Origin of the sequence: Chryseobacterium sp. Tr-659, assembly GCF_011752975.1 — a bacterium.
GTDB lineage: Bacteria > Bacteroidota > Bacteroidia > Flavobacteriales > Weeksellaceae > Chryseobacterium.
Window position 1 is genome coordinate 911,983 of the sequence record NZ_VWWP01000001.1, and the last position, 13,112, is coordinate 925,094.

Sequence of the window (13,112 nt, forward strand, 5' to 3'; positions counted from 1 at the left end):
AAAGTAAAAATACTAATATTTTGAAATACTATGTTTTAAATAAGTTTTATCTTTGCCAAAATTAAAAAACTATATGATTAAAAGTACAATAAAAGGTGTTGGATTTTATGTTCCAGATAACGTTGTTACCAATGATGATTTAGCCCAATTAATGACTACCAATGATGAATGGATTACGGAAAGAACGGGCATCAGGGAACGAAGACACAGAAAAAACAGGTACGACTCTCAGGAAACCAGCGCTTTTTTAGGCTTTAAAGCAGCAGAAAAAGCGATTCATAACGCTGGTCTTACATCAAAAGATATCGATTATATAATTTTTGCAACGCTTTCACCGGATTATTATTTTCCGGGATGTGGAGTATTGCTTCAGGATATGCTTGGTTGTGATACTATTGGTGCATTAGATGTTAGAAATCAGTGTTCAGGTTTCGTATATTCCATGAGTGTTGCCAATGCATTTATCAAGTCAGGAACTTATAAAAATATCCTGGTTGTAGGAGCTGAGGTTCATTCATTCGGATTGGATTTTTCTGATGAAGGAAGGGGAGTTTCTGTTATTTTCGGAGATGGGGCAGGAGCAATTGTTCTTTCCGCAACAGAAGATGAAAACGCCGGGGATGTTTTAGCCTTTAATATGCATTCTGAAGGGAAATATGCAGACGACCTGTGTACTCAGTTCCCGGGTTCTAAATTCGGATGGAGCGACAGAATGAGAAAAGATCCTGAAAATGTAACCAACAAAGAAGTATACCCGATTATGAATGGAAACTTCGTGTTTAAACATGCTGTTACAAGATTTCCTGAAACAATGATGGAAGCGTTGAACAAAGCCGGTAAAACTGTTGAAGATCTTGATATGTTCATTCCGCATCAGGCGAATCTTAGAATTGCACAGTTCGTTCAGGAAAAATTCGGATTACCGAACGAAAAAGTGTTCAATAATATCCAGAAATACGGAAATACAACCGCAGCTTCTATTCCGATTGCTTTAAGCGAAGCTATTGAACAAGGAAAAATAAAGAGAGGAGATTTAGTGCTTCTTTCAGCTTTCGGAAGCGGATTTACATGGGGAAGTGTTCTTTTTGAATATTAATATACAAAAGTGAGAAAGCGTAAATGGTGAAAATCCATTACGATTATCTCATAAAGTGTGGGCTCCAAATTTTAAAAAATATCACAAGTAAAAAGTTGAAGAACTCTATTTTTTAGAAACCGAAATCAAAGATTTGAAAGGATATTTATGAATATTTAATATACAAAAGCTGCAGATAATTTTCTGCAGCTTTTTTTTAATTGTTAATGTTATTATCTGATTGATAATTGTTTATTTTTATTTATTTTTCACTTTTATAGGATTTATTTGCTGTTTTGGTTTAATAACTATGTATATTTGTTATGAAAATAAAATAAAATTTATTACCAGATGAAAAACACATTTTCTACCTTATTTGCATTAGGATCAATACTCCTAAATGCTCAGGTTGGTATAAATACGCCAACACCTCAAAGAACGTTTCATATCAATGGCTCATTACAGGTTGTTAATGAATTAAACGTAGGCGGAAATGCCAATACAGCAGGATTAGCTGGCACTTCCGGGCAAATTTTAACATCAGGAGGAGCTGGGGCTGCTCCTTCATGGCAGACTTTGAATACGATATCCGGAACGATCAATAATGCCTATTATGTGCAGGGGACAACGGCTTCAACAGCTACTCAGGGGCAGACCATTGATGTTCCCGGGGTTACTATTACTTTAACGGTGCCTGCAGGAAGAACCCAAACTTTCCTATTTACTATTTTAGGATATGGAACATTAACAGACGGAAATTCCAGTCAGGGTGTTTTTGCCCTTTTACAAGATGGCGTGAAAATTTCATCAGCCTTTACTTCTAAAGCAGGAAACTTTCCGGGAGGAGCTACTTTACAAAGTATGCCTGTTCCTGTTACATTTTTGAAATCAGTAATTCTTACGGCAGGAACTTATACTTTTAAAGTTCAATACAGTGCCTGGAGTGGAAGTGCAACGGTAAATTTTATTCCGTCGGCCTATGCGGGATACAATGGGGATATGGAAGCCATGCTTACCAAGATGCAGGTTTTAGTATATAATAATTAGAATATAAACAAAAGAACAAAAAATCCGTAGAATGTTCTACGGATTTTTTTGTTTTATGCTCTACAAGTTTAAAGGCTTTTCAGTAATTTTTCAGTGTCAGACGAATCCTGTCCTGAACTTTTTGCAAGCTCAATAGACTTTTCAGCCCACATTTTTGCATTTTTTTTATCTCCAATCTTATTGTAAAGATTCGCTAAAGTATCTGTATTGGCAAAGTTCTGATCTTTTTTTACAGATTCCTGTGCCCATGCAATCGCTTTTTCCAAAGAAGCTTTATTGCTTACATTTTCATAGAAATTCCAGGCCAGTGAATTCAGTTCCTCAGAGCTTGCTGTAGAGTAGTCCTTGTAAAGATCGAGGATTAGTTTTTCATACTCAGGGATATTCTTGTTTTTCAAAGCTCTGTTGGCTTTCATTCTTTTTAAGACCTTCTCTGCTTCCTCTTTCGTAAGGAATTTTTGGGTCTCAGCCATGAAATAGCTGTCGTTCCACGTTTTTGTATCAGCGTTGTAAGCTTTTTTAGCTACCGTATTAAGCTTTATATTTTTATCAAACTTTATATATTTATCTTCAGGGAAAAATTTGATAATATCCGCTTTCTTATCCTGAAATATTTTGTACAAAGGGCTGTCTGTACTTTGAGTTCCGGAAAGAAGCATCTGAACATCTTCCTGATCAAGACTTGTTTTTTGTTCAAAATAACGGTTCAGAACTTTCCCTGCAAATTCAGCGTCGTTATACATAGTAAGCCCGGCAAGATTCTTTAAGAATTCAGGATTTTTCTCTCCTTTTTCAAACTGCTGTTTCAAAGAAGTAAGTCTTTTATTGGGATCTTCAGCATCTTTAGCAAACTGAATGAAGTCGTTTTCTTCAACATATCCTAAAGTTCTGTGTACAGCTTCCCCGCTTCCGTCAATAAATAAATAAGTAGGAAATGCTTTAACATTATATTTTTTTGCCAGTTCAATTCCTTCTCCTTTTTCCATATCAATTTTGGCATTAATGAAGTGCGAGTTATAATAATCTCCTACAGTCTGAAGCGGGAAAATATTTTTAACCATCAGTTTACAAGGCCCACACCAGGATGCATATGCATCTACAAAAATAAGTTTGTTTTCTTTTTTTGCTTTGGCAAGGATAGAGGCAAAATTGCCGTCTTCAAATTTAATCCCTTGCGCCCATGCCAGTGCGCCTATAAATAGAGAAGAAAGTATTGCTATTTTTTTCATAAGAACTTTTTATTCCGTACAAATGTAATAAATATGCTGACATTTGGGCCGTTCATATTGAAAATAATTATTAAGGAATCTTAGGGGTATTACAGATATAGCTTTAGATAAAAGAAAATCGTTTATTGTTTTAGTCTTATTATTAAAATTAATGTAAATAGGTATTTTGGTTAAATGATTAAATTTCAACAGAATATTTTAATAAAAAATAAAATATCACTAGTTTTGTAAAAAACAAAAAGACACCCGTGAAAATAATGATGAATTATTATAAAATAAAAGTAATAATTTGTTTTCGTATGTCTAAAGATCTCCTGAAATTTTTGTTTTTGCTGGCAACAGCAGTCCCCATATTCGGTCAGAAAAAAAATACCTTTGATCAGGTCTGTGAAAAGACCTCAGGCATTACTGCCTATAAAGACCTTCCAAAAGCGATTAAAACGGCAGATTCTCTTTATATGACTGCCCAAAAACCTGTTGATAAAGTAAAATGTTTGGTTCTTTCTTCTGAACTTTATCATCACGCAGGAGAACTCAAAAAAGCAATATGTTTTAGTGAAAATGCACATTCTGTAGTTAACCAGATCAATGATCCGGAATGGATGGCCCAGGTCAGCAGATTACTGGCCAGACAGTACAGACAGGTCGGGCTTTTTGAAAGAGCAAAAAAATATATAATAAAAGGCCTCGAGGCTTCAGTACAAATCCCGGATTTTCAAAAAAGCAATGAGGCGGCAGGATTGCTGAACCAGGAAATGGCATTCTATGAAATGGAACTTGGAAATTATTCTAAAGCCGTACAGTATGTAGAATTTTCTCTGAAATATTTTGAAAAGATCAGCAGTAAAAATGAAGATAGAACCGAGGCTGCCTCTTATCAGGTATTGGGAGATGTTTATTTTAAATTGAATGATTATTCCGCTTCTGAAAATTATTATAGAAAAGCGGAAGGGTTACTCAAACAAGGTAGCTGTACGCTGGGCTTAGTGTATAATGGTCTTGGAGGAATCCGTGTGAAGCAGAAGAACTGGAAAGATGCTGAATTTTATCTTAAAAAAGCAGAAAGAATAGCTGATACATCAAGAAGCCTTAAACTTAAAAAAGCGGTTTATTCAAATATTAACGATTATTACGAAGGTATGGGAGATACCTTCAAAGCTTCTTTATATGCTGTAAAATATGTTCGTACCTATGACAGTATTGCCGCACGTAATCAGGGATTTGGAATAAAAGGTCCTGAAATTTCAGCAGGTAAGATCAATAAAAAAAACGGGCGAATGAATGTTGCCAAAAATGCTGCCATTGTTATACTGTTTGTTTCACTGGTAGGGTTGCTTATATTTTTCAAGGCAAAACAGAAAAAACAACGTTCAAGACTGAGAAGTATTATAAGAACGCAGCTGAGCCTGATCAGCAGCCGCGGTTCTTCGTTAAAACATCCAAATAATTCAGAATTTTCAAATATATCCGTTGAGGAAATTGATGAAAAAGATTCCGAAGCAGACAAAAGAAGAAATGATTCCCTGATGACCTCTGAAACAGAATCAAAACTGCTTGAACTTCTCGAAGAGTTTGAAAAAGGAAATCTTTATAACAATAAAGGGATGTCTCTTTCCTTTCTGGCAGGTGAACTGAATACCAATACAAAGTATCTTTCTTACGTGATCAATCAGCATAAAAGTGCTGACTTCAAAACGTATATCAATCGTCTACGGATCAACTATATTGTAGACAAACTGATCAATGATGAGAAGTACAGACAGTATAAAATCAGTATTCTTGCTGATGAATGCGGATTCTCTTCACACAGTAAATTTGCAGCTGTCTTTAAAGCGGTCACAGACTATTCCCCTTCAGCATATATTAAATATATTGATGCTGAAAATCAGTCAGATAAAAATATCCATTTTCGGGAAAATGATTAAGAAAATATTGCTTTTTTTAATTCTGTCTTGTCATTTTCATGAAAATGGATAACCTATTGTTTTACGAAAACTCTTTGCTATCCTATCTTTGCGCCAGTTTTAAAGAGAAATGACTGCTGTCAGTAATAGTCTGTCTCATTTATTTTGAAGGAATATTATTTTCTGAAATAAACCCGATTTTAAGCTATAAACCAAGCCATGAAAATTTAGATATGGAACACGTGATATTTCATGATAGTGGAATAGCACGGTTCCAATTTTTATCTGTCAAAGAAGTATTCTGATCATAATGAATACAAATTCTATCATATAATCGGGGTTGATTGCCCGGTTTTTTTTCAGTCAAGTTTTTTTAAGTGCAAATCCACAGAACGTCTGTGGATTTGTGATTTTATTTACTTTTTGTAGTGCCTGGTTTTACTTTTGAAGTATCGGGAGCTGCAGGTGCCTGTTCAGAATTAGCAACCGCCGAGTCTCCCATTTTATTGAGTAAAGAATCTTTATTATGAGCTTCCTTGAATTCCTCTCTTTTCTCTTTATTCTGAGCACAGCTTCCAAGGAAAAGAAGTCCAAGAACTGCTCCTATCCATAATTTTTTCATAATATTTTTTGGCATTTATTAGTATCAAATATAGCAAATTATTAATATTTTTATTTATAACGGATTAGATATTCTAAAAAAAATGTTTATTGATGTAATAAATGAAAATATATTTCTACTTATTATACCATTACCAAATATTACAGTAAAATATAAAAATATGAAAAAAGCAATTTGTTTATTGAGCTTCTTGTTATTCGGGTTACTACTGAGCCAGGAATCAAAAGAAAATTTAAAAGGGCTTGATCAAGAAATCAATAAAATTATAAAGGATTATAAGGCGGTAGGGATAGCTGTTACAATTGTCAGGGATGATAAAATAATATATTCTAAAGGATATGGATACAGAGATTTTGAAAATAAACTTCCTGTAACTTCCAATACGCTTTTTGGGATTGGCAGTAATACTAAATCATTCACTTCCGCTTTAATAGGTATGTTAGAAGATGAGAAAAAATTATCTGTTCAGGATAAACCCTCTAAGTATATTCCTAATCTGACTTTTGCTACAGACAGAATGAATAATTTAATTAGGATTGAAGATTTATTGGAACACAGAAGCGGGCTGGGAAGTATAGATGGAACATATATTTTCTTCCCTGCGGCTAAAAGAATTGATCTGATGAAAAGACTTCCTTTCCTAAAAGAAAATGGAGAGCCTAAAAATAGCTGGAAATACAGCAATTTTGGATACCTTACATTAGGAACAATTGCTGAACAAATCAATGGTAAAAGTTGGGATGATCTTATCAGAGAGAAAATATTCATTCCTCTTAAAATGAATAACAGTAATACATCAATTGATGAAATGGTAAAGCAAAAAGACTTTTCCTACCCTTATGGATTATATCAGCAGACTATTGAAAAGGTACTTTTTCAGAAGCCAGATAATGACAAACCCGGAGCTGCTATTAATAGCTCGGCAGCAGATATGGGCACTTGGGTCAGACTTTGGCTAAACAATGGGAGCTTTGAAAATCGAACCCTTATTTCAAAAGAATATGTAAAAAATGCAATGAGCACCCAGACTATTATTGATGGAGCAGCACCGGTTAATCCTGACCAGAAAAACTTTTTGCTCGGCCATGGATATGGTTGGTTTACACAAATTTTCAAAGGACATTATAAAGTATGGCATGCAGGAGGAGTTTCCGGTTTTAGTTCTTTCATTTCATTATTCCCGGCAGAAAGATTAGGTATTGTTGTATTGAGTAATCAGCATAACTCAGATATTGCAGGAACAATTGGTAATATGATAGCTATCCGTATGCTGGGACTTGATAACAATACACCTTATACATATGAAAAGGGGGTGAATGATATCCTGAAACCTGAAAAAAATATAAATACTTCCATTAATGAAAAGAAGAAGCCGACTCATGATTTAAATGATTACTGTGGAACATATTCGAACCAGGGATATGGTACTTTTACTATTTCAAAAGAAAGAAATAATCTGTACATTACTTTCCCTACATTCAAATTTATATTGGTACATCGTCAATATGATTTGTTTTCATCAAAACTGACTGAAGAAGTAGCACAACAAATGAATCCCGATTTTGACTTTAATTTTACCCTTGATGATAAAGGAAATGTAAATGCAGTTATTATGGACATGCAAGGTGGTACAACATTTAAGAAAACACAATAAAAAAAATCTGCAGCGCTTTCATCTGCAGATTTTCCATTTTAAATTAAACGTATATTAAAATACTATTTGGCAGGAGACATTGTCATAGAATCTTTTTTGATCTTGATACTGTCAGGATGAGTCGTTTTTGTAGTCATGGTATCGGTTGTTGTAGACGATGCGGTTTTTCGTGCACTTTCTACCGCTGTCGAATCACGGCTACTTGTAGACATTGTCGATTCTTTGGTTCCACAGCTCACTGCAAATATTCCTATTCCGATAGCTGTTAGCAATAACTTTTTCATACTTTTTTATTTTGGGGGTGTGGGTATAAAAAATCAACAATTATTCCTAAAAGGGTATATAAAGTTGTAAAAAATCGGTAAAGTTTGTTAAAAGGTGTTAGGGATAGGGAGGGGAGAGTATGAGAGTATTAGAGTATTGCGCGCATAAAAAAAACTTTTCTGACTAACAATAACCTTAAACGTTAAACCTTGAATCTTAAACTTTAAACTTTGAATGTCGCCTTTAATTCCACGAAAAAGCCCCGAAACCGAAATTTCGAGGCTGTTGTATTGAAAGAACAGGCAAGCATTGCTTATTGCCCATTACTTATTCTTTATGATTATCCCAGGTATGGATATTTATAATTTTTTGGAGAAACAAATGTTTCTTTTACGCTTCTTACGGAAACCCATCTCAGAAGATTCATTTTAGAACCAGCTTTATCATTTGTTCCAGAAGCTCTACCACCACCGAAAGGCTGTTGTCCTACTACAGCACCCGTTGGTTTATCGTTGATGTAGAAGTTACCTGACGCATTTTCTAAAGCTTTATAAGCTTCAGCGATTGCATAACGATCTTGAGAGAATACAGAACCTGTTAATGAATAAGGAGAAGTAGAATCTACAAGCTTAAGAGTTTCTTTCCAGTCCTGATCTTCATATACGTAGATTGATAAGATTGGGCCGAAAATTTCTTCTACCATACTTTCATAGTGAGGGTTTGTAGTTTCAATTACAGTTGGATGTACGAACCATCCTTTAGAATCGTCATACTTTCCACCAATGGCTACAGTAGCTTCACCGGAAGCATTCGCTCTGTCGATATATCCTTTACATTTTTCGAAAGAATTTTTGTCGATTACAGCGTTTACGAAGTTGGAAGTATCTTCAGGAGAACCAATTTTGATGGTGCTCATCTGATTTTCCATTACTTTTTTCACATCAGCCCAAAGAGATTTAGGAACGTAGGCTCTTGAAGCAGCAGAACATTTCTGTCCTTGATATTCGAAAGCTCCTCTTACCAAAGCAGTAGCTACAGCTTCTACGTTAGCAGATGGATGAGCAATTACAAAATCTTTACCACCTGTTTCTCCAACAATTCTTGGATATGTTCTGTAGTTATGGATATTATCGCCGATCATTTTCCACATTCCCTGGAATACCTTTGTAGAACCTGTGAAGTGAAGACCTGCAAAATCACGATGTGCCAGTACTTTTTCAGCAGTTTCTTTTCCATCAGTAAAGATCATGTTGATAACCCCTGCAGGAAGACCCGCTTCAATTAATACATCCATGATTACTTTAGCAGAATATACCTGCTTGTCAGAAGGTTTCCAAACCACTACGTTTCCTAGCATAGCCATACACGTAGGAAGGTTTCCTGAGATCGCTGTAAAGTTGAACGGAGTAACCGCAAAGCAGAACCCTTCTAATGGTCTGTATTCAACACGGTTCCAGATTCCGTTATCAGAAACTGGCTGCTCAGCATACATTTCTGTCATGAACTCTACATTGAACCTTAAGAAGTCGATAAACTCACAAGCAGAATCAATTTCAGCCTGGTGTACGTTTTTAGACTGCCCGATCATTGTTGCAGCGTTGATTACATCTCTGTAAGGGCCAGCCAAAAGATCAGCTGCCTTTAAGAAAATTGCTGCACGTTGTTCCCAGCCTAGTTCATTCCATTCTTGTTTAGCTGCCAATGCCGCGTTGATAGCGTCATCCACATGCTGCATACCACCCTGGTAGTAGAATCCGAAGTCATGAGCATGATCCTGTGGAGACTGAAGCTGTACTTTAGTATCAGTTTTTACCTCTTTTCCGTTGATGATCATTGGGATTTCTACCTTTTCTGCCCACATTTTTTTATAAGTGTCGATAAGGCTTTTAACTTCCAGAGATCCCGGTTCATAAGAATTTACCGGTTCATTTACCGCTAATGGTACTTGCGAAATTGCTTTTGACATATTACGTTTTATTATTTTTATTAAAGTAAGTTGTATACAAATTTACGATAATTATAAGGAAAGAAAAAATACCATCTGTTTTTATGAAATAAACTTTATTCTTTTGCAATCATTGTATTATACTGTGTTTTTTAATATTGAATATTAAATATTTTTAATGTATTTATCCAATATTTTAAATAGGAGAAAAAAATCAATCAAACTTTTATAATTATAGGAATACGGACAATAAAATATTTGTCATAGTTCATAAAGTGTTATTAAGTCTTGTAAATAAAGGATTTAGGATTAAATGTTAAAATTATATAAAATTGTATTTGTTGCGATTTTGAACATTTTAAATAATTTTTTTGATAGCCTGTATTTTAAGATTGTTCTAATTTTACATCATTATTAATCAGATATGAAAAAAAGAGTCTTATTTTTCTCTTTTGTATTATTTTTCTCAGCTTTATGTGCAGGTCTTGTTGCACATAAAGGGAAAACTCAATCATATTCTGATCTCTTATCAAAGATTCACCTTCTTCAGCAAAAATCCGATCAGCAGACTCAGGCTGAAATGTACAGCTTTTCAGATGTTCAGGATGCTCAGGATTCTAATGACTGGGAGAAAGTAAAATTTGATTATTCAATACTTGCACAGCAGTGGCTGAGCTATTTCTTTGCAGGTTATTCTTATAACATACAGGTTGCTGCTATTCAAAACCGTATTTACATTGCGGCACCAAGATACATTCTGTATCATTCCCTGCAGATAGCGGGCTGCTAATCCTTTATTTTAAAATTTAATGATCCTTTTTGGTTTGTATTTATCAATGCAGATCCATGGGTATTATTCCTACATTTTAATTCTTTGAACACTTCTATTTGCCTTTACAGAAAGGTGAACCGGATACTGTTTGTCCAATTCTAAATAAAAATACTATGCACTTAACACCGAGAGAAACGGAGAAGCTTATGCTATTTCTGGCAGGCGAGCTAGCTCTAAAAAGAAAGGCAAGAGGCCTTAAATTAAACTATCCAGAATCTATTGCATTGATCAGTCACTTCTTGCTTGAAGGAGCAAGAGATGGAAAAAAAGTAGCTGAACTGATGCAGGAAGGCGCTAATCTTTTAACTAAAGATGACGTGATGCCCGGCGTGGCAGAAATGATCCACGATGTTCAGATTGAAGCTACATTCCCTGATGGAACCAAGCTGGTAACCGTACATAATCCAATCCGTTAATACCTATTTTATCATGATACCAGGAGAAATTTTTGTAAAAGAAGGTACAATTATCTGCAATGAAGGCAGAGAAACTGTAAAGATCAAAGTAACCAATACAGGAGACCGTCCTATTCAGGTAGGTTCACACTTCCATTTTTTTGAAGTCAATAAAGCCATGAGTTTTGACCGTGAAAAAGCTTTCGGAAAGAGACTGAATATTGTAGCAAGTACTGCCGTACGCTTCGAACCGGGGGAAGAAAAAGAAGTAGAACTGGTAGAAATAGGAGGAACCAAAAAAGCAATGGGCTTTAATAACCTTGTTGACGGACAGGTAGATTCCGAAGAGCAGAAAAAAGCAAGCCTTGCAAAAGTTGAAGAGTTAAACTTTAAAAATCATTAAGATGAGCTTAAACGTAGACAGAAAACAATACGCCAATATATTAGGTCCTACAGCCGGAGACAAAATCAGACTGGGAGATACTGAAATTATTATTGAAATCGAGAAAGATTTCACCCATTACGGAGACGAAGCTGTTTTCGGAGGTGGAAAAACCGTACGAGACGGTATGGGGCAGAATGTAACCGCCAAAAGGGATGAAGGCGTTCTTGACCTTTGTATTACAGGTGCAGTAATCATAGACCATTGGGGAATTGTAAAAGGAGATATCGGAATTAAAGACGGAAAGATCGTTGGAATCGGAAAGGCCGGTAACCCGGATACAATGGACGGGGTAACACCGAACATGATTATAGGGGCTTCCACGGAAGTTCATGGAGGAAAAGGGTATATTGTAACTGCCGGAGGTATTGATACTCACATTCACTATATCTGTCCGCAACAGATCGAAACATCTTTATACAGCGGAATTACAACAATGATTGGCGGAGGAACGGGACCTAATGACGGAACCAACGCTACAACGGTTACTCCGGGAAGATTCAACATGCAGAAAATGCTTGAAGCAGCAGAAGAATATCCGATGAACCTTGGTTTCTTCGGAAAAGGAAATTGTTCTGCAGAAGAACCGATTGAAGAACAGGTAGAAGCAGGAGCTTTAGGAGTAAAGATCCACGAAGACTGGGGAGCAACACCTGCAACCATTGATGCAGCATTGAAAGTTGCAGATAAATATGATGTTCAGGTAGCCATCCACACCGATACGCTGAATGAAGGAGGATTTCTGGAAGATACCATGAGAGCGATTAACGGAAGAGTTATTCACACATTCCACACCGAAGGAGCTGGCGGAGGTCATGCGCCGGACATCATCAAAGCAGCAATGTATCCAAACGTATTGCCGGCTTCAACCAACCCTACACGTCCCTACACAATCAATACAATTGATGAGCACTTGGATATGCTGATGGTTTGCCACCACCTGAGCAAGAACATTCCTGAAGATGTGGCATTCGCAGATTCGCGTATCCGTCCTGAAACCATTGCAGCAGAAGATATTCTCCACGATATGGGCGTTTTCAGTATCATGAGCTCGGATTCTCAGGCGATGGGAAGACCGGGGGAAGTGATCACAAGAACGTGGCAGACAGCAAGCAAAATGAAGGAGCAGAGAGGTGATCTGACTGAAGATAAAGACAGCGGAAATGATAACTACCGTGCTAAAAGATATGTGGCGAAGTATACAATTAACCCGGCTATTGCACACGGTATTTCAGAATATGTAGGATCTATTGAAGAAGGGAAATTAGCAGATTTAGTGATCTGGAAACCTGCGTTATTCGGAGTAAAGCCTGAAATGATTGTAAAGGGAGGATTTGTAATTGCCGCTAAAATGGGAGATCCTAATGCTTCTATTCCAACACCACAGCCAATTATCTACAGAAATATGTTTGGAGCTCACGGAAAAGCTAAGTTTGGGACTTGCGCGAATTTCGTTTCTCAGATCTCTATTGATAACGGAACTATTGCTTCTTACAAATTGGAGAAAATGATTCTTCCAGTGAAAAACTGTAGAAACATTTCCAAGAAAGACCTTATTCATAATGACAAGACTCCTTTAATTGAAGTGAATCCTGAAAACTATAAAGTAACGGTAGATGGTGAATACATCACTTGTGAACCGGCAGAAAAACTTCCTTTAACACAGTTGTATTACTTGTTCTAAGATATATCTCAAAACCTTA

The 13,112-nt window shown here is 36.0% G+C and carries 12 protein-coding genes; 8 read left to right on the forward strand and 4 right to left on the reverse strand.

What is annotated here, in order from left to right:
• The first annotated feature begins 73 nt into the window (after positions 1-73).
• Positions 74-1,096 (forward strand): 3-oxoacyl-ACP synthase III family protein, encoded by a 1,023-nt coding sequence (locus tag F3J23_RS04020; protein WP_167024399.1) that lies wholly within the window; start codon positions 74-76, stop codon positions 1,094-1,096.
• Between the two features lie 330 nt (positions 1,097-1,426).
• Positions 1,427-2,122, forward strand: coding sequence for a hypothetical protein (locus F3J23_RS04025; protein ID WP_167024402.1), 696 nt, complete (start codon positions 1,427-1,429; stop codon positions 2,120-2,122).
• Positions 2,123-2,190: 68 nt separating this feature from the next.
• Here the strand turns inward: F3J23_RS04025 and F3J23_RS04030 are convergent, their stop codons facing one another.
• Entirely contained in the window at positions 2,191-3,351 is a 1,161-nt protein-coding gene (locus F3J23_RS04030) for a thioredoxin family protein (RefSeq protein WP_167024405.1), read from the reverse strand.
• Between the two features lie 299 nt (positions 3,352-3,650).
• Here F3J23_RS04030 and F3J23_RS04035 point away from each other — a divergent pair, with 299 nt between their 5' ends.
• Positions 3,651-5,276, forward strand: a complete 1,626-nt coding sequence (locus tag F3J23_RS04035) for an AraC family transcriptional regulator (RefSeq protein ID WP_167024408.1) — start codon at positions 3,651-3,653, stop codon at positions 5,274-5,276.
• A 391-nt stretch (positions 5,277-5,667) separates the two neighbouring features.
• Here F3J23_RS04035 and F3J23_RS04040 read toward each other — a convergent pair whose 3' ends face one another.
• Positions 5,668-5,877 carry a hypothetical protein gene (locus F3J23_RS04040; RefSeq protein ID WP_167024411.1) on the reverse strand — a complete coding sequence of 70 codons (210 nt, stop codon included), beginning with the start codon at positions 5,875-5,877 and terminating at the stop codon, positions 5,668-5,670.
• A gap of 160 nt (positions 5,878-6,037) precedes the next feature.
• On the opposite strand from F3J23_RS04040, the gene F3J23_RS04045 reads away from it, so the two are divergent.
• Positions 6,038-7,531 carry a serine hydrolase gene (locus F3J23_RS04045; protein WP_167024414.1) on the forward strand — a complete coding sequence of 498 codons (1,494 nt, stop codon included), beginning with the start codon at positions 6,038-6,040 and terminating at the stop codon, positions 7,529-7,531.
• Between the two features lie 62 nt (positions 7,532-7,593).
• Here the strand turns inward: F3J23_RS04045 and F3J23_RS04050 are convergent, their stop codons facing one another.
• Both F3J23_RS04050 and pruA read right to left on the reverse strand, forming a co-directional pair.
• A complete protein-coding gene (locus F3J23_RS04050; protein WP_167024417.1) occupies positions 7,594-7,815 on the reverse strand; it encodes a cytochrome C551 in 222 nt (73 codons plus the stop codon).
• Positions 7,816-8,135: 320 nt separating this feature from the next.
• Positions 8,136-9,761 carry an L-glutamate gamma-semialdehyde dehydrogenase gene (gene pruA, locus F3J23_RS04055; RefSeq protein WP_167024420.1) on the reverse strand — a complete coding sequence of 542 codons (1,626 nt, stop codon included), beginning with the start codon at positions 9,759-9,761 and terminating at the stop codon, positions 8,136-8,138.
• A 403-nt stretch (positions 9,762-10,164) separates the two neighbouring features.
• Between pruA and F3J23_RS04060 the strand changes: the two genes are divergently transcribed.
• The 4 genes from F3J23_RS04060 to ureC all read left to right on the forward strand — a co-directional run bounded on the left by F3J23_RS04060 (position 10,165) and on the right by ureC (position 13,093).
• Positions 10,165-10,530 carry a hypothetical protein gene (locus F3J23_RS04060; protein WP_167024423.1) on the forward strand — a complete coding sequence of 122 codons (366 nt, stop codon included), beginning with the start codon at positions 10,165-10,167 and terminating at the stop codon, positions 10,528-10,530.
• A 155-nt stretch (positions 10,531-10,685) separates the two neighbouring features.
• On the forward strand, positions 10,686-10,988 hold the full coding sequence (gene ureA, locus F3J23_RS04065) for an urease subunit gamma (RefSeq protein ID WP_045499458.1): 303 nt from the start codon (positions 10,686-10,688) through the stop codon (positions 10,986-10,988).
• A 13-nt stretch (positions 10,989-11,001) separates the two neighbouring features.
• Positions 11,002-11,370, forward strand: coding sequence for an urease subunit beta (gene ureB, locus F3J23_RS04070; RefSeq protein ID WP_047378418.1), 369 nt, complete (start codon positions 11,002-11,004; stop codon positions 11,368-11,370).
• A 1-nt stretch (position 11,371) separates the two neighbouring features.
• Positions 11,372-13,093 (forward strand): urease subunit alpha, encoded by a 1,722-nt coding sequence (gene ureC / locus F3J23_RS04075; RefSeq protein WP_167024426.1) that lies wholly within the window; start codon positions 11,372-11,374, stop codon positions 13,091-13,093.
• The last annotated feature ends 19 nt before the right edge of the window (positions 13,094-13,112 follow it).

Bases quoted from the DNA above. Each gene is read 5' to 3' on its own strand.
- F3J23_RS04020 (WP_167024399.1), top strand. From the start codon at position 74: ATGATTAAAAGTACAATAAAAGGTGTTGGATTTTATGTTCCAGATAAC.
- F3J23_RS04025 (WP_167024402.1), top strand. From the start codon at position 1,427: ATGAAAAACACATTTTCTACCTTATTTGCATTAGGATCAATACTCCTA.
- F3J23_RS04030 (WP_167024405.1), bottom strand. From the start codon at position 3,351: ATGAAAAAAATAGCAATACTTTCTTCTCTATTTATAGGCGCACTGGCA.
- F3J23_RS04035 (WP_167024408.1), top strand. From the start codon at position 3,651: ATGTCTAAAGATCTCCTGAAATTTTTGTTTTTGCTGGCAACAGCAGTC.
- F3J23_RS04040 (WP_167024411.1), bottom strand. From the start codon at position 5,877: ATGAAAAAATTATGGATAGGAGCAGTTCTTGGACTTCTTTTCCTTGGA.
- F3J23_RS04045 (WP_167024414.1), top strand. From the start codon at position 6,038: ATGAAAAAAGCAATTTGTTTATTGAGCTTCTTGTTATTCGGGTTACTA.
- F3J23_RS04050 (WP_167024417.1), bottom strand. From the start codon at position 7,815: ATGAAAAAGTTATTGCTAACAGCTATCGGAATAGGAATATTTGCAGTG.
- pruA (WP_167024420.1), bottom strand. From the start codon at position 9,761: ATGTCAAAAGCAATTTCGCAAGTACCATTAGCGGTAAATGAACCGGTA.
- F3J23_RS04060 (WP_167024423.1), top strand. From the start codon at position 10,165: ATGAAAAAAAGAGTCTTATTTTTCTCTTTTGTATTATTTTTCTCAGCT.
- ureA (WP_045499458.1), top strand. From the start codon at position 10,686: ATGCACTTAACACCGAGAGAAACGGAGAAGCTTATGCTATTTCTGGCA.
- ureB (WP_047378418.1), top strand. From the start codon at position 11,002: ATGATACCAGGAGAAATTTTTGTAAAAGAAGGTACAATTATCTGCAAT.
- ureC (WP_167024426.1), top strand. From the start codon at position 11,372: ATGAGCTTAAACGTAGACAGAAAACAATACGCCAATATATTAGGTCCT.